The sequence below is a fragment of the Porphyromonas sp. oral taxon 278 str. W7784 genome, assembly GCF_000467855.2.
Lineage (GTDB): Bacteria > Bacteroidota > Bacteroidia > Bacteroidales > Porphyromonadaceae > Porphyromonas.
Map to the genome: position 1 here is coordinate 32,997 of NZ_KI259227.1, position 21,797 is coordinate 54,793.

General features: G+C 56.6%; 14 protein-coding genes. 13 read left to right on the plus strand and 1 reads right to left on the minus strand.

Going from position 1 to position 21,797, the window contains the following annotated elements; translation table 11 throughout:
* The first annotated feature begins 128 nt into the window (after positions 1-128).
* From HMPREF1556_RS02290 to HMPREF1556_RS02330, 9 genes are all read left to right on the plus strand, one after another.
* Positions 129-1,433 (plus strand): sigma-54-dependent Fis family transcriptional regulator, encoded by a 1,305-nt coding sequence (locus HMPREF1556_RS02290; RefSeq protein ID WP_021666599.1) that lies wholly within the window; start codon positions 129-131, stop codon positions 1,431-1,433.
* Complete coding sequence (lptE, locus tag HMPREF1556_RS02295) at positions 1,417-1,944, plus strand: LPS assembly lipoprotein LptE (RefSeq protein ID WP_021666600.1); 528 nt, start codon at positions 1,417-1,419, stop codon at positions 1,942-1,944. The genes HMPREF1556_RS02290 and lptE overlap by 17 nt, the downstream gene beginning before the upstream one ends.
* Positions 1,945-2,634: a hypothetical protein gene (locus HMPREF1556_RS02300; protein WP_021666601.1), complete on the plus strand. Its 690-nt coding sequence runs from the start codon at positions 1,945-1,947 to the stop codon at positions 2,632-2,634. It abuts the gene before it with no gap.
* A gap of 8 nt (positions 2,635-2,642) precedes the next feature.
* Entirely contained in the window at positions 2,643-3,035 is a 393-nt protein-coding gene (gene secG / locus HMPREF1556_RS02305) for a preprotein translocase subunit SecG (protein WP_021666602.1), read from the plus strand.
* A gap of 411 nt (positions 3,036-3,446) precedes the next feature.
* Positions 3,447-3,986 carry a 30S ribosomal protein S16 gene (locus HMPREF1556_RS02310; RefSeq protein ID WP_021666603.1) on the plus strand — a complete coding sequence of 180 codons (540 nt, stop codon included), beginning with the start codon at positions 3,447-3,449 and terminating at the stop codon, positions 3,984-3,986.
* A gap of 177 nt (positions 3,987-4,163) precedes the next feature.
* A complete protein-coding gene (locus HMPREF1556_RS02315; RefSeq protein ID WP_021666604.1) occupies positions 4,164-7,289 on the plus strand; it encodes a TonB-dependent receptor in 3,126 nt (1,041 codons plus the stop codon).
* 763 nt (positions 7,290-8,052) lie between these two features.
* Entirely contained in the window at positions 8,053-10,455 is a 2,403-nt protein-coding gene (locus HMPREF1556_RS02320; protein WP_021666606.1) for an outer membrane beta-barrel protein, read from the plus strand.
* Between the two features lie 14 nt (positions 10,456-10,469).
* Positions 10,470-11,567 (plus strand): OmpA family protein, encoded by a 1,098-nt coding sequence (locus HMPREF1556_RS02325; RefSeq protein WP_198141843.1) that lies wholly within the window; start codon positions 10,470-10,472, stop codon positions 11,565-11,567.
* A gap of 99 nt (positions 11,568-11,666) precedes the next feature.
* Positions 11,667-13,946: a GH92 family glycosyl hydrolase gene (locus HMPREF1556_RS02330; RefSeq protein ID WP_044125122.1), complete on the plus strand. Its 2,280-nt coding sequence runs from the start codon at positions 11,667-11,669 to the stop codon at positions 13,944-13,946.
* Positions 13,947-14,391: 445 nt separating this feature from the next.
* Here HMPREF1556_RS02330 and rsmA read toward each other — a convergent pair whose 3' ends face one another.
* Positions 14,392-15,183: a 16S rRNA (adenine(1518)-N(6)/adenine(1519)-N(6))-dimethyltransferase RsmA gene (gene rsmA, locus HMPREF1556_RS02335; RefSeq protein ID WP_021666609.1), complete on the minus strand. Its 792-nt coding sequence runs from the start codon at positions 15,181-15,183 to the stop codon at positions 14,392-14,394.
* Between the two features lie 130 nt (positions 15,184-15,313).
* Here rsmA and HMPREF1556_RS02340 point away from each other — a divergent pair, with 130 nt between their 5' ends.
* From HMPREF1556_RS02340 to HMPREF1556_RS02355, 4 genes are all read left to right on the plus strand, one after another.
* Positions 15,314-16,351 carry a lysylphosphatidylglycerol synthase transmembrane domain-containing protein gene (locus tag HMPREF1556_RS02340; RefSeq protein WP_021666610.1) on the plus strand — a complete coding sequence of 346 codons (1,038 nt, stop codon included), beginning with the start codon at positions 15,314-15,316 and terminating at the stop codon, positions 16,349-16,351.
* A gap of 30 nt (positions 16,352-16,381) precedes the next feature.
* The gene (locus HMPREF1556_RS02345) at positions 16,382-17,836 is read left to right on the plus strand and encodes an aminoacyl-histidine dipeptidase (protein WP_021666611.1); all 1,455 of its coding nucleotides are present in this window, start codon (positions 16,382-16,384) and stop codon (positions 17,834-17,836) included.
* A 45-nt stretch (positions 17,837-17,881) separates the two neighbouring features.
* Positions 17,882-18,769 (plus strand): ACP S-malonyltransferase, encoded by an 888-nt coding sequence (gene fabD, locus HMPREF1556_RS02350; protein WP_021666612.1) that lies wholly within the window; start codon positions 17,882-17,884, stop codon positions 18,767-18,769.
* A gap of 237 nt (positions 18,770-19,006) precedes the next feature.
* Positions 19,007-21,532, plus strand: a complete 2,526-nt coding sequence (locus tag HMPREF1556_RS02355) for a TonB-dependent siderophore receptor (RefSeq protein ID WP_021666613.1) — start codon at positions 19,007-19,009, stop codon at positions 21,530-21,532.
* The last annotated feature ends 265 nt before the right edge of the window (positions 21,533-21,797 follow it).

Here is a 21,797-nt window from a genome sequence, read left to right on the forward strand (position 1 = left end):
ACGACCTACCGTAGGTCGTTTTTTGACCCCTCAGAGCCCCCGCTAGATCAGGCTTCTCAGCGGGGGCCTTCTGAGGGCAGTAGTCGGTGAACTTATGTATCTTTGTGCGACAAAATGACAGACTGGAGATGAACGTAGATATTCAGCAGATCAAGCATCGGTTTGGGATCATAGGCAATAGCCCCTTACTCGACCACGCTATCCGCACGGCCGTGCAGGTAGCTCCCACGGATATGTCCGTGCTGGTGATCGGGGAGAGTGGGGTAGGGAAGGAGAGCTTCCCCAAGATCATCCATCAGAATAGCGTCCGCAAGCATGGCCCTTATATAGCGGTGAACTGTGGGGCGATCCCTGAGGGGACCATCGACTCCGAGCTCTTTGGGCATCTCAAGGGCTCCTTCACAGGAGCGATCACCGACCGCAAGGGCTACTTCCAGGAAGCCTCAGGCGGGACGATCTTCCTCGACGAGGTGGGCGAGCTGCCTCTCGCTACACAGGCTCGACTGCTACGTGTGCTGGAGACGGGCGAATTCATCCCCGTCGGTGCGAGCCAAGCGCTCAAGACCGACGTGCGCATCGTCGCTGCGACGAATGTCAATCTCCAAGAGGCCGTCGAGCGAGGGCGCTTCCGTGAAGACCTACTCTTCCGCCTCAATACGGTGCCCATCGAAGTCCCCCCCCTGCGCAATCGTCCGCAGGATATTCCCCTGCTCTTCCGCCTCTTTGCTTCGCTGAGCGCCGAGCGCTACCACATGCCCCCCCTTCGCCTGACTCCTGAGGCCACGAAGCTCCTGGAGGCTTACCGCTGGCCAGGGAACATCCGTGAGCTTCGCAACCTGACCGATCGTATCAGCGTCCTCGAGGAGGAGCGCACGGTCACCGCAGAGACCGTCGAGCGCTACCTACCGAAGGCGCCTGCTGTAGACTACCACCCAGCCCTACGCCAGCAAGCTGTGCTTGGCGAGGAGGCGACTTCGTTCGCCAACGAGCGGGAGATCCTCTACCAAGTCCTCTTCGATATGAAGAAGGATATGGCCGAGATGAAGAGCCTCGTGGCTGGGATCATGCGTGGCGATGTGAAGGTGCCTTCCTCCCCAAAGCATGTCGACTATACGGCGGTGGAGCCTCAGTCGGTGCACGTGTCCAAGGGGCTGAGCCACGGGGAGGACTTCCCGAACTTCCTCGCACAGCCCGCTGACTATACACCGGTAGAGGAGGTCGTCGAGCTCCATCATACCGCCCGCCCTACTATCCAGCATAGCGAGGTGTCAGACTTCGAGGAGCAACCCCTCTCCCTCGAGGAAGCCGAGCGTAGCATGATACAGGCTGCGCTGGCTCGCCACGGAGGTCGCCGACGCAAGGCCGCCGAGGACCTCAAGATCTCCGAACGTACCCTCTACCGCAAGATCAAGGAATATGGACTGGAAGAATAAGCTACATACAATATTAGTATCGCTCCTGAGCTGTCTCGCCCTCTCCTGGGCAGGCTGTAGTATCAGCTATAGCCCCAACGGCGGGGCGCTGGACTATACCCAGCTCAAGACGATCACCATCGGAGAGGTCATCAACAAGGCGCCCGTCGTCTACCCAACCCTCGCTCCTACCTTCACGGAGAAGATCAAGGATTACTACGAGAGCCGTACACGTCTTAGCCTCGTACCACAGGCGGGCGACCTCGAACTCAACTGCACTATCACGGGCTACGACCTGACACCGATGTCCATCGGGCAGGATAACTTCGCCGAGCGAACTGCCTTCACCGTGACGATGCAGGTCAAGTATACGAATCGTGTCAATGAGAAGGAGAGTTTCGACCGAAGCTTCAAGGCCTACCGAGACTTCCCCCGTAGTCAGCCCTTCGTACAGGTACAGGACGATCTGCTCCGGGAGATCATGGACGACCTACTCAAGCAGGTCTATAATGCCACTGTGGAGAACTGGTAGATGACACGAGACGAACTCTACGGCTATCTGGCCGACCCCAAGCGACTAAATGCCGAGACGCTAGAGCCCATCCGACAGCTCTACGACTCCTATCCCTACTGCGCTCCCTTCGCCTTCCTCTACCTATATAATCTGTCGCTCACCGACGATGTCCGCTATCCTTCGGAGCTCCGCCGACTCTCGGTCTTGCTCCCCGATCGGGAGCGCCTCTTCCAGATGGTCGAGGGTGAGCGCCCAGCCTTCGCTACCCTCCCAGAGACACAGGAGAGAGAGGACGCCTTCGACCTGATCGACCACTTCCTCGAGGGGGCTCGCTCCTCAGGAGAAGATCTCCCTGATGCGCTCCATTACGAAGGGGCGAGCGAAGCGATCGACTACTTCGCTACCGAGGAAGCTCTGCCACTACAGGGTGAAGGGCTGGATCAGCTTCTAGAGCCTCAGCCTACCTCTTCGCCTAAGGAGCAGGCCTCATCCCAGCCCACAGCTCAGCCTTCTCCCTCGGAAGAGACTGCCCCCGAAGAGCTACTCTCCGAGACCCTCTCCAAGATATATATCCAGCAGCAACATTATGATAAGGCGCTGAGGATCATTCGGTCACTGAGTTTGAATTATCCAGAGAAAAATCGTTTCTTTGCAGACCAGATACGCTTCTTGGAGCGCCTAATCGAGCATAATAAATCCACAAACTAGTATAAGACATGTTTTACCTACTTACGGTACTGATCCTCGTAGCATCTATCGCCTTGGTACTGCTCGTCATCGTACAGAAGTCTAAGGGCGGTGGCCTGGCTTCTCCCTTTGCTTCGACGAACAATATTATGGGGGTACGCAAGACGACGGACGTGCTAGAGAAGACTACTTGGTGGCTCTTCGGCATCGTCGCTGTGCTCTGCATCGTCTCTACTCACTTCCTTGGGACGGGTACGGACGCTAGCAGCAAGACCGAGCAGACCCTCGAGCAGAATGCTGCTAAGGCTGTCGCTCCTACGGCTCTGCCTGCCCTAGGTGGTGGCGCAGCTCCCGCAGGTCAGCCTGCCCCCGCAGCTCCTGCTACTACGAGCCAGGCTCCAGCAGAGACTCCCGCTCAGTAGCCCAGTGCTTCGAGAGCTCCCCTACCGCTAGGGCGAGCTCCTCAAGAGCCCTCCATTCCCATACAGAGAGAAGGCATACCCTCTAGCGATAGAGCGTATGCCTTCTCTCTTCTTTTTAGGGCAGTCCAAATCGCCCGCTCCCAAGGTGCTTCCGAGGCGGTCTCGGAGAGGCTAAAAAGGGATGCACGGTAGGTCGCTGAAAAAACCTACAGTAGGTCGTCGATGCGACCTACGGTAGGTCACTTCGAAGACCTACCGTAGGGTCCTTTTTGGGGGGGCTGTAGCTCCTTATAAAAGGGCTCGTGAGAAGGGGGGGGGGATGACCTAGGCTTAGGAGTTAAGGTTTAATTGCGTATCTTTGCACCCGACTAATGCAACGATGCAGAAGGTTCTAATTATTTTACCGATTTAATGGCAACTAAAATCCGTTTACAGCGCCACGGTCGCAAGGCTTATGCCTTCTATAAGATCGTCGTCGCTGACAGTAGAGCGCCACGAGATGGCAAGTTTATTGAGAAGATTGGTACCTACAACCCCAATACCAATCCTGCCACAGTAGATTTGGACTTCGAGCGCGCATTGTATTGGCTCACGACTGGTGCCCAGCCTACGGACACCGCTCGTAGCATCCTCTCTCACGAAGGAGTACTGCTGAAGAAGCACCTCCAGGGTGGTGTAGCTAAGGGTGCCTTCGATCAGGCTGCGGCTGATGCTAAGTTCGACGCTTGGAAGGCTAAGAAGGACGGCGCCCTCGGGACCATCCGTGAAGGCCTAGCTAAGAGCAAGGCAGATGCTGCTAAGGCTGCACTCGAAGCTGAGCAGGCAGCCAACAAGGCTAAGGCTGCCGCTGTAGCTGCTAAGAAGCTCGCCGAAGCAGAGGCTAAGGCAGCTGCTGAAGCCCCTGCAGAAGCCGAAGAAGCTCCAGCACAGGAAGAGGCTGCAGCTGAATAAGTCGATCCTCGTCTCCACACAGAGATGTCTCCGACATAAATATAGCGGACGCTCGTCCTTCACCTCTCGGGGTGGAGCGACGAGCGTCCGCTTATTTTTTGTCTTCCTCATCTATCTTCCATCCATCACACTCACACCCTGGCTACCTCGTGTAGCCGTAAGTACTCATCAAAGCGTATGAAGAAGTATCTACTTCGTCTCTTTACCTGCGCCTTGCTAGTCCTTGCTACTCCAGCTCTCTGGGCGCAGGTGACTACCTCGGCCATCAACGGGACCATCACGGACCCTGCGACTAAAGAGGCCCTCATTGGCGCCAGCGTTGTCGCCAAGCACCTGCCTACAGGGACTACCTATGGCGCTGTCACTAACGTCAAGGGGAACTTCAGTATCGTAGGTATGCGCCCAGGTGGCCCCTACACTCTGACCGTCTCCTATATCGGCTATCAGTCTATAAAGCTCGAGAACATCCAGCTCTCCCTGGGCGAGACGGAGACCTTCAATGTAGAGCTCAAGGACGATACCAAGCAGATCACCTCCGTCGTCGTCACTGGCTCTAAGGGGAATAAATTCAATGCTCAGAAGACGGGCGCTGGGACCAACTTCACCCGCCGCAATATCGAGCGTGTCCCTACCGTATCGCGTAGTCTCATGGACATCGCTAAGCTCACCCCTCAGTCCAACGGTAGTGGCTCCTTCGCTGGAGCAAATAGTCGCTTCAACAGCTTCCAGATCGACGGCGCTGTCAATAACGACGTCTTCGGCCTCGGGGCTTCAGGGAAGAATGCTATCTCTCTAGAGGCCATCGATGCTCTTCAGGTAGTCATCGCTCCCTTCGACGTACGTCAGTCAGGCTTCACCGGTGGCGGTATGAACGCCATCACGAAGTCAGGGACGAATGTCTTCCACGGCTCGGTGTACGACTACTATTACAACCAGGACTTCTACGGCACGACTGCAGGCAAGGATGTCAAGGTGCGCAAGAAGCTCGACAAGCAGTACGAGAATACTGTCGGCTTCACACTTGGCGGGCCGATCGTCAAGGACAAGCTCTTCTTCTTCGCCAATGGTGAGTATGTCAAGCAGGTCAACCCTTCGACGTACATCGCTGGGGAGGAGAACTCTAAGATCACCAAGGAAGAAGCAGAGAAGGTACAGAATAAGCTCAAGGAACTCGGCTACGACGCTGGGGGCTACACCTCTCGCAGTATCCCTAGTGAGACCTTCAAGGGGCTACTTCGTCTGGACTGGAACATCAACGATGCTCACCGCCTGACACTGCGCTACAGCCACATCGACGACAAGCCTTATATCTTCGGCAATAGCCCGACGCGTATGAAGTTCTACAACACGGGCTACTTCAAGAGAAGCGTCACCAACACCATCGTAGCAGAGCTGAACTCCAAGCTCACCTCTACGCTCTCCAACGAGCTACGTGTGAGCTACAGCGGTATCCGTGACAAGCGCTCCTTCAATGGCAAGCCCTTCCCCTTCGTCTCCATCGACCTAGGGAACAGCCGTCAGATCCAGGCTGGTGTCGACCAGTACACGCCAGCGAACGAACTCGACCAGGACATCTACTCCCTGAGCAATAACCTCATGCTCAACCTCGGGGACCATACCCTGACCTTCGGGACGCACAACGAGTTCTTCCGCATGCGCAATCTCTTTATCGCGAACCTCTACGGTAACTACGAATACCGTGACCGCGTCGTCGGTAAGGATGCACAGGGAAAGAATATCATCCGCAACGGGATCGATGACTTCCTCGCTATCGGTACGCCTCAGGAAGTAGGCCCATCGAACTTCTACCTCTCCTCCGTCAACACTGATGTGACGAAGGCAGACCGCTGGGCGCCTGTCTTCCATGCCGGTCAGCTCGGCTTCTATGCACAAGATGATTGGAAGGTCAACGACAAGCTCCGCCTCACCTACGGCCTGCGTGTAGACATGCCCTTCTTCATCGAGCGTCCTACGGCCAACGAAGCCTTCAACAACTCCGACATCGCTAAGCAGTACGGGGTCAAGAATCACTACCTGCCTCCTCTGCGTCCCCTCTTCTCCCCCCGTCTCGGCTTCCGCTACAAGATCGACGAGCAGGGACGCTACATGCTTCGTGGGGGTACGGGTATCTTCACCGGACGAGTACCTTTCGTATGGATCTCGAATAGCTTCTCCAACAGTGGTATCGAGTACGCTCGTACCGCCCGCTTTAAGAAGGATGCGAACGACAACGTACGCTTCACACCCGATCCTAATTCCGCTATCGGTAAGGCCAACGTGCAACCAGGATCCAGTGAGATCGATATGGTTGGCTCCGACTTCTCTTACCCACAGGTATGGCGCTCGAGCCTAGCCTTCGAAGCTCGTCTTCCTTGGGGTATCCGTGGTACGCTCGAAGGGATGTACACGAAGACCCTCAATAATATCCGCTACCAGGATCTAGGGCTGAAGAAGACCTCTGAGATCGTCTACCCCTCTGGAGAAGTACGTCCTGTCTACTCCCGTCAGGAAGGGAACAAGTACTCCAACCTCATTCTGCTGAGCAACTCCAACAAGGGGTATAGCTACAACATCACCGCTACGCTGAGCAAGGACTTCGGACATGGGCTGGATGCCTCGATCGCCTATACCTTCGGTGAATCGAAGGTCGCTAACGACGGGCTTTCTTCGCAGGCTGCTTCGAACTGGAAGTACAACTACTCCACCGACATCAACGGGGATGAGTTCTACTACTCCAACTTTGATATGCGCCACCGCTTCGTAGGGCAGCTCAACTACCGCGTCGAGTATGCTAAGCACTTCGCTACGACGATCGGTCTGATCTACAATGGTCAGTCAGGTCCTCGCTACTCTATCCTCTCCTACACGGACCTCAACGGGGATGGGGAGCGCAACGACCTCGCTTACCTGCCTGAGAAGGCTACTACGGACAAGCGCTCGGCGATGAGCTACGAAGACTTCCTGGCTAAGAACCCAGACATCGCTGCTTACAAGGGTAAGATCGTACCTCGTAATGCGCTGATGGCTCCCTTCATCCATAAGTTCGACCTCCATTTCGCCCAGGACTTCTTCCTCCAGGTATCGGGCAAGCGCCACACCCTCCAGCTCAATGCCGACATCATCAACGTAGGCAATCTGCTGAACCGTGGCTGGGGTATGGAGCCCTATGTCAACTATAGCAGCATCACTCCTATCTCAGGGGCAAACTCTGACACCTTCTCTATCTCCACGCCCAATCCTTGGACGTATAGCGACATCGCTTCTCGCTGGAGAGCACAGGTCGGTATCAAGTACACCTTCTAGAGCCACAAGCCCGCTCGGGCTTAGCTAAGACCCACGGGGCAGACCTCCAGAGAGGAGGTCTGCCCCGTGTTCGTTTATGAAGGCGCTGGCCTGCGGGTGGAGTAGGGCATGCAGGGGAAGGTGGAGTATTCCCCGCTGGGAGTCGCTCCTATTCCGCTTGGGATGGTGCGACTGCCCGCTCGTCGGAGGCGCTACTGCTCCCTCCCGAGAGGCGCTACTGGTGACGCTCGGGTGGCACCAGTAGCGCCTCTTGGCTATTGATATAGGCGAAGCCTCGGCAAGCCTCCTTCCGACATAGTCCAGGTTCTCCTTTTCCTTCGACGAATTAAGCCTAAGTTGCTCTTTCCCTTCTGATAGGGTACGGGCTCTGAAGTCAGCTGGGGAGGTGTCTCGTTTTCCCCTTCCCAGATGCTTCGGAGCGGGCTTGCCCCCGTGGGGAAGCTTTATCGGAAAGGCTATGGCTTCATACGGAGAAAGCTGAGTCGATCACTGATGGAATTCATAGGGTCTATCTGAGGATAAATATTCCCGATCGCTATCGCTTGGGATGAGGGAGAAGTCCGATGAATTTTATACCTTTGTTTAGGTTTTTTACACGTGAGAGGCACGTTCTTCGAGATAAGGGCACCTCGGAGAAGGCTCTTCACGCTCAACTCCAAGCATTATCACTCTGTGAGGGGTTCTACTAGGCAGGCCCACTGGTAGACCTTGTCGGCTCGCTAAGGCGGGCTTCACGAATAAAATCCTGCTAAACAAAAAGAATATGAAGAAACTATCATTAGTACTTTCTGCGGCGCTCCTTACGGGGATCAGTAGCCAGGCTCTGGCTCAGGTCCAGGATGTAAGCTTCACCGTAGCACCTGTCGTTGGTTACACGCACTGGGACAAGAAGCTCAACCTCGGCGATGCTCCCTACTGGGGTGTCCGTGCTGGTTTCGGCTTCGGTCCACTCTTTGAGATCCGAGGGATCTACGAGCGTAGCTTCGACCTCAAGGGCAAGCTTCAGTCGACGGCGAATCCCAAGTGGCTTCAGAACTGGGCAGACAAGCTTGAGGACTCCAATGTCGATATCACTCGCTACGGGGGTGAACTGAAGCTCAACCTCTGGTCGAACGCCTTCCTCACTCCTTACCTCACTGCAGGTGGTGGTGTGATGAAGTTCGCCTACACGGGAAAGAGCGCTGCTGGTCTACCTACCGACTACAAGGAAGAGCAGATCTACGGAGCCGGGGGGCTTGGACTGAAGTTCAACCTTGGCCGCCGTGTCTCTCTCTCGCTCGAAGGGAAGGACCTTATCTTCAACGTCAACGAGAATAACCGCTACCTCGCCGAGCCTGCTAGCGCAGGGAAGCAACTGCACAACTGGACGGGACAGGCTTCTCTTGATATTTATTTCGGAGGGAGCACCTACCGCCCCACTGATGCAGTATCACGTGCCTACCGCAATCTCTATACGGATGGCTTCCGTGGACTGAAGTTCGTGCTTGAGCCCGGTGTGGCTTATGCTGACTTTGCTCAGGCTACGGGTCTGGAGGATCAGTGGTTCGTAGGGGGATCGGCAGGAGTAGACTTCTCCTCCATCTTCGGTCTCCGTGGTTTCTACTATGCAGCTACGAAGAAGCCAGGTACGCTTGACCTGAACCTCAACAACGAACTCCGTATGTATGGGGGTAACTTCCTAGCACGTCTGAACATGCCTCTTGGGCTTACGCCTTACGTCAACCTCGGTGCGGGCTACCTCGAAGTCACCAAGAAGTTCGTCCCCACAGTAGCAGGAGCGACTCCTAAGAGTGGCCTCTTCCTCTTCGGTGGTGGTGGTCTTGAGATCCCTCTCCACAAGTACGTAGCCCTGCACGGGAGCATCAACGCTATGCTCACCGAGCGTGCTAATCCCGACATCACGAAGGTGACAGACCCAGCGAATGTCAAGGTAAGTACCTTCTACCAGGCAGGCGTCCGTTTCAACTTCGGTCGCTCCAGCCGTGATGGTCGTGCCCTCTACCACAGCTACAGCGACGAGCAGACCCGTAATGAAGTGGCTCGCCTACAGGAAGCCAACCTCGAGGAGCTCAACGATCTACGTGCTCAGTACGACAGTCGTATCAAGAAGCTCAATGCTGAGCTCGCCGAAGCTGTCTCCCGTAGAGACACCGTCACGGTGACCCGTGTCCTGCATGAGAAGAATGAGGTCAACAATCGTATCTCTGACGTAGAGACGCAGACGACGCAGCTGGCTACCCAGCCTCAGCCTGCCTATGTCGCTCCTGCCTACGTAGCACCCGCCCAGCGCAACGTGACCCTCACGAAGGCTCAGTTCGATGCCCTAGTAGATCAGGTCGTCAGCGACCTCAAGCGCACCAAGGGCTCTACGGTCTCTGCCGCTGACGTCACAAGCAGTAGCCTCTCCGAGCTCGACAAGATCCTCCTCCTGAACGCCCTCTATCGTGCTCCCTATGCACAGCTGTCCGCACAGCAGGCTCAGGCTTATCAGCTCCAGCAGGCACAGGCACAGGCTGCTCAGGCTCAGGCCGTGCAGGTGGATAACAATATCGCACTGATCAAGCGCCTGGACCAGGTCATCGACCGTCTGGACAATATCTCTACCCAGCAGAGCGCACTCGTGCAGAAGGATGTGACGAGCTCCGTCAACGACCGCTTCGCCGCTACTGAAGCCCTCCTTCGTGATAGCCGTGATCGTATCGTCGTGGCAGACCGCAAGGACAATGGTCGTATCTATGCTGAAGAGGTCAAGGTAAAGAAGGCTGAAGATGTCTTCTTCTTCAACCGCCTCGCTCTCTTCGCTGGTCCTAACTTCGGTGACAAGACCCAGCTCAATGTAGGTGCTCGTGCTTACCTCCAGCTCCGCAACACCAACTTCGACCTCGTCCCAGATGCCTATGTAGGTCTGCTCGGTGACAAGCTCGGCTTCGGTGTCAACGCCAATCTTATCTACAACCTGCCCTCGTTCTTCAACGGCGCTGTTGCTCCTTATCTCGGTGTAGGTCTTGGCTTCAACAGTACTTCTGTCGAGAGCCGCTTCCTCCCCAACTTCGTCGTCGGTACGACGCTGGCTAAGGTACTTGGTGGTCGCCTCTTCGTAGACTATACGGCTCGTGGACTCGTCCGTAATAGCCAGATCGCGGTAGGCTATCGCTTCCACTTCTAATGCTAGGACGATCTATGAAGTCGTTTCTTCTAGCACTCTCTATGCTTACCCTTGGCTCTGTCGCTTCGGCGCAGAGCTCAGGGCAGGCACGAGGCCTAGAGCGCTCTTCGGCTGACACGCTCATCACCCTGACGCAGGACGAACTCCTGCGTGCTGTGCGTGCCGTCGCCGAAGCTCGCCTAGCAGTAGAGTCTCCTCAGCGGTCTCAGACGGCTGTAGGCCTCTCCGCCTCCGACCTTCATGTCCTCAAGCTTCAGTTGCTCCTCAACGCTCTGGGGCTTGGTGCTGTCCCCCACGCTGAACCGTCAGCACTAGCTCCTCAGCCCGCTCCGATCGCTCAGCCCGGCTCTGTGAACTATCTCTCTCTGCACCCGCAGGTGGCGACGGCTCCAGCCTACTCCTCTCAGCCTAGCAACGCCCGTCTGGATCGCCTCGAGCAACTGATGCTCCTCATGCTCCAGCAGCGTAATGCTACCCGTGAGGCACTGGTACTGCCCAGTGCTCAGAGCAAGCGCTCCCGAGCCACTAGCCGGACAGCTCCCGCTCAGCTCGCACAGCCTCAGGCTCACGAAGCTCCCGCTTCGAGTAGCGACTCTCTACTACGTGTCCTCCAGCAGGAGCTCATCGCCCTGCGTGAGGCTCAACTTAAGCAGGCCCAGCAGCCTCAGGTGATCATCCAGCAGGTACCCGCTGCGGCTCCTACGGTCACAGTGACGCCTCCTGCTCCCGCTCAGCCCGTAGCAAGCCCTGCCACGAGCACGGCTCCTACGACGGTAGAGGTCGTCAAGACGGCTTCCTACTTCAAGCGTCAGGTCTTCTTCGCTGTCGGGCAGAGCACGCTCTTGCCAGAAGCACGCCTTACGCTCAATGAGGTCTACCGAGTCATGTCTGCCGATGCTGATATGAAGCTCTACCTTACGGGGTACGCTTCTCCCGAGGGCAACGCTCTGCGCAATGAGCTCCTCTCGCGTCAGCGTAGCCAGGCGGTACTAGACTACCTCGTGGCTTGCGGTATCTCCTCCGACCGCTTCATCACTGCAGCCGGTGGCGTAGATCGCACTACGGACCTCAAGGGTCTGGCTCGTCGTGTAGATATCGAGCTCAAGAAGTAAGCCCGAGACGCACTACTCCTCCTCCGATGAAAGCTCCATCTATCCCTCCGATAGATGGGGCTTTTTCGCTATCTTTGGTTGTATATAAGTATTCCGACCATGCTGTATAAGACTCGATTCCTCTTCGCCACGCTTATCCTGGGTGGCCTTCTATTTGGATGCTCAGCCACGGGCCTCAAGAGCTCCACTAGGCTCGACCCTATTGACTACGTCGACCCCTACATGGGGAATATCAGCCATCTACTAGTACCGACCTTCCCCACGATCCATCTTCCCAACGGGATGATGCGCGTACACCCTCAGCGCTCAGACTACGCTAGCGAGCAGATCGCAGGCCTACCCATCCTACTGACTTCGCACCGAGGAGTCTCAGCCTTCAGCATCAGTCCCCGCAGAGATATCTCAGGCCTCGTCCCTCAGGTGACCAGCTATAGCTACGACGGAGAGCAAGTACGCCCTTACCTCTATGAGACCTACCTTGTCGAGCCCGAAGTCAAGGTAGACTATGCCCCCTCATACAGGAGCGCTATCTACCGCTTCGACTATGAGGGGAAGGCGGGAGGACGCCACCTTGTCTTCTCTACTAAGAATGGCGAACTGGTAGCTTCGGGCAAGGCGGTCTTCGGCTACCAACAGCTCGAGGACTCCACCCGTGTCTATGTCTACGCCGAGACAGACGTAGAGCCTAGCGTGCGTAGCCTCCGTGACCCCAAGACGGGTAATATCTCTCCTGTGACGGGTGTGGTACGTGGTGAGACCCTCTGCCTTACCTTCCCCAAGAAGACCGTCTCCCTGCGCTACGGGGTCTCATACATTAGTGTCGAGCAGGCACGGCGCAATGTGGAGCAGGAGATCCAGTCCTTTGAACTTAGACTGGTCGCTAAGTACGGGCGCAACGAATGGTCCAAGGCCCTTGACAAGATCCAGCTAGAGGGCGGGACACCCGAAGAGCTTCGGGTCTTCTACACCTCCCTCTATCGTACCTATGAGCGCATGATATGCCTCTCGGAGGACGGGCGCTACTGGAGTGGCTTCGACAAGAAGGTGCATGACGACGAGGGAGTACCCTTCTACACCGATGACTGGCTCTGGGATACCTATCGGGCGACACACCCGCTACGTATCCTCCTCGACCCCGTCAAGGAGCAGCAGATGCTCACTAGCTACCTGAGGATGGCAGAGCAGAGCCCTGAAGGCTGGCTCCCTACCTTCCCCGAGGTCACGGGCGATACCCACCGCATGAATGGGACACACACCATCGCTACCTTCGCCGATGCTTATGCTAAGGGAGTCACAGGCTTCAGCCTCAGCGCTGCCTATCAGGCTTCGAAGAAGACACTAGCAGAGAAGTCCTACCTTCCCTGGACGCGCCGGGAGAAGGGTGTGCTCTCTAAGTTCATGGATGAGAAGGGCTACTTCCCTGCTCTGCACCCCGGAGAGCGAGAGACCGTCCCCGAGGTGACGCTCTGGGAGAAGCGCCAGAGTGTGGCCGTGAGCCTGGGTGCAGCGTATGACTACTGGTGTCTCTCCCAGCTGGCGAAGTTCTCTGGTCATGATGGAGAACATGCAGACTATCTCCGTCGCTCCTACGACTACCGCAAGCTCTTTAACTACGATAAGGGCTTCTTCCATCCTAAGGATAGCCGTGGTCGCTTCATCGAGCCCTTCGACTACGAACTCTCAGGCGGGCTCGGAGCGCGTGACTACTACGACGAGAACAATGCCTATACCTATCGCTGGGACGTACAGCACAATCCTGCGGACTTGATTTACCTGATGGGTGGGCGTGAGCGCTTCATTAGCCTTCTGGACGAGACGCTACGTACGCCACTGAGCAAGTCTAAGTGGGAGTTCTACAGTCAGCTCCCTGACCAGACGGGCAATGTAGGGCAGTTCGCCATGTCCAATGAGCCCAGCCTCCACATCCCTTACCTCTATAATTATGCGGGAGCACCCTGGCGTACACAGCGTCTGGTGCGTAAGCTCATCGATACATGGTTCCGCAGTGATCTCATGGGGATGCCTGGGGATGAAGATGGCGGTGGGATGAGTGCTTTCGTCGTCTTCTCGATGATGGGGATCTATCCAGTGACTCCAGGGATGCCCGTCTACAATATCGGTACGCCCTTCTTCTCTAAGATGACTCTGAAGCTGGCCTCTGGGCGTACCTTCGTCATCGAGGCCGAAGGTGCTTCGTCAGAGAATAAGTACATCCAGAAGGCTACACTCAATGGGAAGCCTCTGGATCGTCCCTGGCTACGCCACAGCGAACTGGCTGCCGGGGGTAAGCTCGTCTTCACTATGGGCCCCCGGCCCAATAAGAGCTGGGGAGTAGCTACGCCTCCTCCCTCGGCTGAACGTGTCGAGCTGACGAAGTAATTCCCCCTTCGCTACCTTTGCTCGGTAGTCTTCCCTCTAAGTAGTCCGCCTCTGAAGTGCCTTGGTGCTTCAGGGGCGGACTTTATCTATCAAGTGCGCTCCCTTCGTTCGCTTGACGCCCTCAGTCCTAGCCGTCGAAATCAGGCTCAAAGGGACCCCCAAAAAGGACCCTACGGTAGGTCGCCTTTAAAACCTATAGTGGGTCGGTCGACCGACCTACCGTAGGTCGTCGAGGCGACCTACTGTGGATCCCTTTTTGCCCCTCTCGGGCGCTTGCTCCCCAAGGGCTAGATTCTTCCCCCTTTGGAGCACAGAAACCTCCCTTAGGAAGCAGTGCGGACATCTCGATCAGGGCCAAACATAAAAAGCCGATAGCGGGCTCAGATGAAGACCATCTGAGCCCGCCGTCGGTTTGGGTGATTCCCCTCGAAGGAGATCTGAGGCACTAAGCCTTACGCTGGTGCTCCTCCAGTAGGCGTGTCAGCGTGACGAACTCCTCGACACCGAGTTGCTCCGGACGCTTGGAGAAGATCTCCGCCGTGTAGCCCGTGTAGTCCGCTCCGAATAGGGACTTGAGGGAATTGCGTAGGGTCTTGCGTCGCTGGTTGAAGCCCGTCTTGACGACCTGTTTGAAGATCGCTTCGGAGCACCCCAGATCGGTGCGTCCGTTGCGGATGAGGCGGATGACCCCGCTCTTGACCTTGGGAGGCGGATTGAAGACATGCTCGTCGACGGTGAAGAGATACTCCACGTCGTACCAGGCCTGAAGCAGGACACTGAGGATGCCGTAGTCCTTGTTGCCCGGGGGCGAAGCGAGGCGCTGGGCTACCTCCCTCTGGAGCATGCCTGCACAGCAGGGGATGCGCTCCCGATAGTCGAGCATGCGGAAGAAGATCTGTGAGGAGATATTGTATGGATAGTTCCCGATGAGGCAGAAGGGTGCTTCGCCAGGGAAGTAGTCTTCGATGGGGATCTTCAGGAAGTCTCCTTCGATGATACGCCCCTCGAGCGCAGGGAAGTGCGCTCGTAGATAGGCTACCGACTCCGTGTCGATCTCGATGACGTGCGTGTCGTAGCCTTTCTCCAGGAGGAACTGCGTCAGTACCCCCATACCAGGGCCGATCTCCAGCACGGGTAGGGTGCTGTGCGAGGCGATACTATCGGCGATACGCTCGGCGATGGAGAGATCGGTGAGAAAATGTTGGCCTAGAGCTTTCTTCGCTTTAACTTGCTGCATGGCTGATAACTAAAAACTTATTACATTTGCTAAGACTAAAGTAGTACAATTTCTTATAGTAGCTAAGAAAGCACTCCCACAGCACGCTCCCTGTCGAGGGGCCGTAGCTACACAGGAGAGTGCCTATCGAATGAAGATCAATCCTACACTGAAGTCCATCCTCTGGATCATCGTCCCCTTGCTCCTCGGTGGGTTGGGCTTCTATGGGCTCTATCGAGATACCGACTGGAGTGAGCTGATACATACGCTCCGTACGGGGGTGAACTATCCGATCCTCGTCTTCAGTCTCCTCTTCGGGCTGATGAGCAATCTCTGCCGAGGTCTCCGCTGGGAGCTCCTCGTCCGCCCGATCGCTACCGACGGAGCGCCACCCCGTCGGATCAATGCTATTTGCACCGTCCTCGGCTCCTACACCGTCAACATGGGTATCCCACGCTCCGGCGAAGTATGGCGGTGCATCGAGATGGAGCGCCGTGAGGATCTTCCCTTCGCAGGACTCTTCGGTACGCTCATCGTAGACCGGCTGACCGACGTCCTGATGCTTAGTCTGATCCTCCTGGTGATCATCCTCTCTTCCACAGACTTCTTCATAGGCTATCTAGAGAGTCATCCCGAGCTGATGGCTTCGCTCCAGAGCTTCCTCCAGTCGCTGTGGTTCCCTCTGATGGTGCTCCTAGGACTGGCGGTGCTGGGGGGCTTCATCTGGCTCCTTCGCTCCCGACGCTCCAGTAGGATTGCGCAGTTCTTCGTGCACATAGGCCGGGGGATGCTGAGCATCCAGCGGATGCCTCACAGGGGGCGCTTCTTCCTGCTGACGGTACTGATCTGGATCGGTTACTTCTGCTACTTCTACTTTGCGCTCTTTGCCTTTGAGAGCACACGTGACCTACCTCTCTCGGTGGCTTGCATCGCCTTCGCCATGAGTAGCATGTCGGTCATCGTGCCCGTACAGGCCGGTATGGGGGCGTGGCATGCTGCTGTGATCATCACCTTCACTACCTTTGGGATGGCGACCCAGCCTGCCAAGGACTTTGCCTTCATCGTACATACGGCTCAGACGCTATGGATCACCTTCGTTGGGCTCCTAGCTATCATAGCTCTGCCGATCATCAATAGACACTACACTCGGGTGCGCACGGCTCCTGCCGACACACCTGTAAGCTACTAAACACATATTCACCCTAATCACCCATCGACTATGGCTGCTGAAATCAAGACTCTTGCTCCTCAGGCAGTGTGGAGCTTCTTCTACGATCTGACACAGATCCCTCGTCCTACAGGCCATACGAAGGCCTCTGAGGAGTATGTCCTGGCTCTAGCCAAGCGCCTCGGCCTCGAAGCCCTGCACGACGCTGTGGGCAATGTCCTCGTTCGCAAGCCTGCTTCCCCTGGACTCGAAGGGCGACCCACCGTCACACTCCAGGCACACCTAGATATGGTGCCTCAGAAGAATAGCCATATCGAGCATGACTTCACTAAGGACCCGATCGATGCGTATATCGATGGGGAATGGGTGACTGCTCGGGATACGACCCTCGGTGCCGACAATGGTATCGGTGCTGCTTACGCTATGGCAGTGCTAGCAGACCCTACACTCAAGCACGGCCCGATCGAAGCGCTCTTCACCATCGACGAAGAGGTGGGTATGGTCGGAGCTAATGGGCTCCAGCCAGGCTTCTCCAAGGGAGATATCCTCATCAACCTAGACTCCGAAGACGAAGGACTCCTCTTCGCTGGTTGTGCAGGAGGTGTCGACGTGAACGTCCGCCTAGAGTACAAGGATCAGGAGCCTCTGCCCGAAGGGGATATCGCCGTACGTATCGCCCTAACCGGTCTGCGTGGAGGGCACTCGGGGATGGATATCATCCTAGGTCGTGCCAATGCCAATAAGCTCCTGGCTCGCTTCCTCAAGGAGGCTATCGCTGGCTATGGAGCACGCCTCTCTAGCTTCGAGGGCGGTACAGCTCGTAATGCGATTCCCCGTGAAGCTTATGCCGTCGTGACTATCCCTGAGGCCGATGCTGATGGGCTGTGGGAGCTGGCTTCGGACTATCTAGATATCTTCCAGACCGAGTATAAGGGCATAGAGGAATCTATAAGTCTTCGCCTCGAGCGAGTAGAACTCCCCAAGACCGTAGTGCCCGAAGAGATCCAGGACGGAGTCATCGGTGCGCTCGACGCTTGTATCAATGGGGTACAGAGCATGCTCACCGAATTCCCTGGTATCGTCGAATCATCGACGAACATGGCACGTGTCACGATAGGTGGAGGGCTCTTCACCGCTACCTTCTTGGTACGAAGCTCCTCAGAGAGCCGTAAGGACTACGTAGCCTCTCAGATCGAGAGTGCGATGAATCTGGCCGGCGCAGAGGTAGAGTTCGCAGGGGGCTACAACGGGTGGGCTCCTAATGCTTCGTCTGCAATCCTACAGACCCTTCGCCGTGCGTATGAGGAGGTCATGGGTGTATCGCCAGAGGTCACCGTCGTACATGCCGGTCTGGAGTGTGGCATTATCCAAGGGGTCATGCCCGATATGGATATGATCTCCATCGGCCCAGATATCCGCTCCCCCCATTCTCCCGATGAGAAGGTGCACATCGCCTCTGTCGCCCGCACTTGGGAAGTCCTGAAGAAGGGCCTGGAGCTGATCTAATCGTCTACCAAAACCCTAAGTATATCACCAACTAGAAATTAATAAATGAGTAAAACTGCTTATGTATTCCCCGGCCAAGGCGCCCAATTCGTGGGTATGGGGAAGGAGCTCTATGAGAATCATCCCTTAGCTAAGGAGCTCTTCGAGAAAGCTAACGAGATCCTCGGCTTCCGTATCACTGATATCATGTTCGCTGGTACGGACGAAGAACTCAAGCAGACCAAGGTCACTCAGCCTGCGGTCTTCCTACACTCGGTCATCCGTGCGCTCTGCCTCGGTGACGAGTTCCAGCCCGATATGGTCGCTGGTCACTCGCTGGGTGAATTCTCAGCGCTTGTCGCTGCAGGTGCCTTGAGCTTCGAAGATGGTCTTCGTCTTGTCTCCAAGCGTGCTCTGGCCATGCAGCAAGCCTGTGAAGCCAATCCCGGCACCATGGCTGCTATCCTTGGTCTTCCCGATGAGAAGGTCGTCGAGATCCTCAAGACGATCGAAGGTGGTGTAGTGATCGCTGCCAACTTCAACTGCCCTGGTCAGCTCGTGATCTCTGGGGATATCGACGCTATAGAGCGTGCCTGCGAAGCCCTCAAGGCTGCTGGTGCTAAGCGTGCCCTTCGTCTGAATGTCGGGGGGGCTTTCCACTCGCCTCTGATGGAGCCTGCTCGTGCTGAACTAGCTCAGGCGATCGAGGCTACGGAGTTCCACTCCCCACGCTGCCCGATCTATCAGAATGTCCCTGCCCATGCTGTCAACTGCACGCATGGCATCAAGAAGAACCTCATCGCTCAGCTCACGGCTCCCGTACGCTGGACGGAGAGCGTACAGGCTATGGTCGCCGATGGTGCTACCCGCTTCGTCGAAGTAGGTCCTGGCGCAGTCCTGCAGGGTCTGGTCAAGAAGATCGCTCCTGCTGTCGAGGTCGAAGGCAAGCAGTAAGCTCCCTTCTCTCCTAATATACCCCACCGCCCGACTGTCTCCCTTCTCTGGAGGCGGTCGGGCGGTGTCGTTTCGGGGGAGGGGAGGGTAAATATCCCCCGACTGATGGGGAAAAGGGTAGGAGAAAGTAACCTAAAATACTCATGTCTAGGTATTGTGCTCCCCTGTGGCGCGCTATACCTTTGCGCACAGAATTAACATTAATTCCTAGTTCTCCTATCCTATATTCCTAGATCGATGAAGAAATGTATACTCCTTGGGCTATCCTTGTGGTGCACGACAGCACAAGGCGCAGCTCTATTGCCTATAGCTACTCCCGACAGCGTCTCTACGGAGGCAAAGGCGCCCCTGAGTGCCGAGCTTCGTGGGCGTATCACCGACTCCCATGGTACCCCGATCGAAGGGGCTGTATTTGCTGTCGGTGATCCTCAGCTCCACCTCATAGTCCGTACCGATAGAGAGGGGCGCTTTGCCCTAGACGGCCTACCTACCGGACGCCAACCCATTGTCATCCAGGCGATGGGCTATATCACACAGCGTCGCTTCCTTCACCTCGGAGGAGGAGGGATGTCCGGTGCCGAACTCCACTTCATCCTCGACGAGCGGGAGCAGGCTCTGCCCACCGTCGACGTCGTCGGGCGCCGTGAGCAGTCGTATCGCAATGCCCTCTCTTTCGCTGGGACGAAGACGGCGACCCTCCTGAAGGATGTCCCTCAGTCCATCGGCTACGTCACCAAGGAGCTCGTCCTAGACCAAGGGGCTATCACCGTCAACGAGGTGGTGAAGAACATCAGCGGGATCAACCAGTATTCCTTCTACAACGACTTCTCTATTCGTGGCTTCCGTGCCACGGGGAACCGCAATTCAGGTAACCTAGTCAACGGGATGCGTGCCCAGACAAGTCTCTGGCGACAGTCCTCACTAGCCAATGTCGAGCGTGTGGAGGTGATCAAGGGGCCGGCCTCTGCTCTCTTTGGGAACGCTGCCCCAGGTGGCGTCATCAACCGAGTGACCAAGAAGCCTCTACACATAGCTCGTCGCTCAGTGTCGCTCACCGCTGGGAGCTTCAATACCAGCCGTGCCTATGTGGACTTTACTGGCCCGCTGAACGAGCGCAAGACACTGCTCTACCGCCTCAATCTCGGCTATGAGAATTCCGATACTTTCAGGGATCTGCAGAAGCTCACGACACAGCTCGTAGCCCCCTCGATCACCTATCTTCCCTCGGATCGTACCCGCCTCAATGTCGACCTCGTCTATACCTCCTCCTCGGGTAAGCTCGACCGTGGTGTCGCCATCTTTGGTGATGGGGATCTCTTTTCCCGCCCCCTCTCTTCGTCGCAGTCGGCTGCTAATGACTATCTCCGTGAGCAGACGTTGAACCTCACCTTCGCCCTCTCGCATCAGCTGGCCGAGGGGCTGCTCTTCAATAGCACCTACCTCTACTCTTCCTACGGCGAGGATATGATGGAGCACTCGCAGGACAATGCCTTCGTCAAGAAGGCTGACGGCACAGACGATCCCTCCCGTGTACTGATGCGTGTGACCAAGCGCTTCCGCAACTTCCGCAATCATGCCTTCAATAACTACCTGACCTGGAGTATCGCCACGGGTCCTCTGCAGCATAAGCTCCTCTTCGGCTACGACCACTTCAATACGCAGCTGGCTCCTGGGTCATCCTACATCGAGGCGGGTGGCTATCTCCTAGCGGATGGCGGTGTGGCTAAGACCTTCAAGAAGGCGGACATCGCTAAGTATCTCCTTGATAAGGACGGCAACCCACGGACGAATGTCCCTGCCTTCGACCTCAATTCCACCGTAGGCAATCAGTACCAAGACGTCACGAAGTACCTCTATGAGTCGAAGCCCGTGCGCCCTGCTGATCAGTACACCAATGGTATCTACCTGCAGGAGCAACTCTCGTGGCGACGTCTACAGCTCCTCCTCGGTGCACGCATCGAGTGGTTCACCGATATTGTGCAGGGAGCTAAGGGGGTGAAGACCTACACGCACCAGCATGCCTTCACTCCTCGTGTTGGCCTAGTCTACGGGCTGACCCCTACGACGAATGTCTATGTCACGTGGATACGAGGTTTCGAGCCTCAGGCCGTCTCCGTCCAGAGCGATCCTACCTCGGGAGGCCCCTTCGACCCTGTGCAGAGCGAACTCTGGGAGCTGGGAGCTAAGGGGGACTACTTCGACAGTCGTCTCACGGCTACGCTTAGCCTCTTCAGCCTCCGCCAGCGCAATACCCTCTACAATGCTGGGATCACAGGTGAGCCCAATCGCATGGTGCCCATCGGCGAAGAGCTCTCACGTGGGATAGAGCTCGATGTGGCGGGGAAGATCCTTCCCTACTGGAGTGTGATGGCCAGCTACAGCTACAATGTAGCTGGGATCACCAAGGCGGTAGCAGGCACCAAGGATCTCAATCTCCAGCGACCTGGGACGCCCCGTCATTCGGGGAATATCTGGACGAAGTTCGTCATCCCTCAGGGACCTATGGAAGGCCTCGGTATCGGCCTCGGGGTCCATGGCGTCAGTGAGCGTCTCGGGCAGGTCGGTCGTCGTGAGCATGTCGTCAGTTACCCAGGCTATGTCCTCCTCGACGCTGCCCTCTACTATAAGGTTCGTGACGTACAGCTCCAGCTGAATGCGAACAATCTCCTTGACAAGAGCTACTACGTCTCGGGCTACGACCGCCTGCGCTCCTTCCCTGGTTCGCCCCGCCAGCTGAGCATCTCGGCGACCTACCGCTTCTAGCAGACTGAGCACCTCGCTCGCTCCTGTATCACCTCTGCCCTCCGCCTTGCTCCTCACTTGAGGGGAGGGCGGAGGGCGTCTTGTATAGAGGGTGCGGGAGAAGCTGTTGACTTCAGTATCTTTTCTCCATCCTTCGAAGCTCATTCTGTGGAGGAGAAAGGCGTCTCCTTCGGATGAGGTGGAGCAGGGTGCTCTGAGGGGGGCAAACGAAACCTACGGTAGGTCGCCCTTGCGACCTACCGTGGGTCGTCTTGACGACCTACAG

What these genes read in the sequence shown, in the direction of transcription:
- HMPREF1556_RS02290 (WP_021666599.1), top strand. Translation starts at nt 129, where the DNA reads ATGAACGTAGATATTCAGCAGATCAAGCATCGGTTTGGGATCATAGGC.
- lptE (WP_021666600.1), top strand. Translation starts at nt 1,417, where the DNA reads ATGGACTGGAAGAATAAGCTACATACAATATTAGTATCGCTCCTGAGC.
- HMPREF1556_RS02300 (WP_021666601.1), top strand. Translation starts at nt 1,945, where the DNA reads ATGACACGAGACGAACTCTACGGCTATCTGGCCGACCCCAAGCGACTA.
- secG (WP_021666602.1), top strand. Translation starts at nt 2,643, where the DNA reads ATGTTTTACCTACTTACGGTACTGATCCTCGTAGCATCTATCGCCTTG.
- HMPREF1556_RS02310 (WP_021666603.1), top strand. Translation starts at nt 3,447, where the DNA reads ATGGCAACTAAAATCCGTTTACAGCGCCACGGTCGCAAGGCTTATGCC.
- HMPREF1556_RS02315 (WP_021666604.1), top strand. Translation starts at nt 4,164, where the DNA reads ATGAAGAAGTATCTACTTCGTCTCTTTACCTGCGCCTTGCTAGTCCTT.
- HMPREF1556_RS02320 (WP_021666606.1), top strand. Translation starts at nt 8,053, where the DNA reads ATGAAGAAACTATCATTAGTACTTTCTGCGGCGCTCCTTACGGGGATC.
- HMPREF1556_RS02325 (WP_198141843.1), top strand. Translation starts at nt 10,470, where the DNA reads ATGAAGTCGTTTCTTCTAGCACTCTCTATGCTTACCCTTGGCTCTGTC.
- HMPREF1556_RS02330 (WP_044125122.1), top strand. Translation starts at nt 11,667, where the DNA reads ATGCTGTATAAGACTCGATTCCTCTTCGCCACGCTTATCCTGGGTGGC.
- rsmA (WP_021666609.1), bottom strand. Translation starts at nt 15,183, where the DNA reads ATGCAGCAAGTTAAAGCGAAGAAAGCTCTAGGCCAACATTTTCTCACC.
- HMPREF1556_RS02340 (WP_021666610.1), top strand. Translation starts at nt 15,314, where the DNA reads ATGAAGATCAATCCTACACTGAAGTCCATCCTCTGGATCATCGTCCCC.
- HMPREF1556_RS02345 (WP_021666611.1), top strand. Translation starts at nt 16,382, where the DNA reads ATGGCTGCTGAAATCAAGACTCTTGCTCCTCAGGCAGTGTGGAGCTTC.
- fabD (WP_021666612.1), top strand. Translation starts at nt 17,882, where the DNA reads ATGAGTAAAACTGCTTATGTATTCCCCGGCCAAGGCGCCCAATTCGTG.
- HMPREF1556_RS02355 (WP_021666613.1), top strand. Translation starts at nt 19,007, where the DNA reads ATGAAGAAATGTATACTCCTTGGGCTATCCTTGTGGTGCACGACAGCA.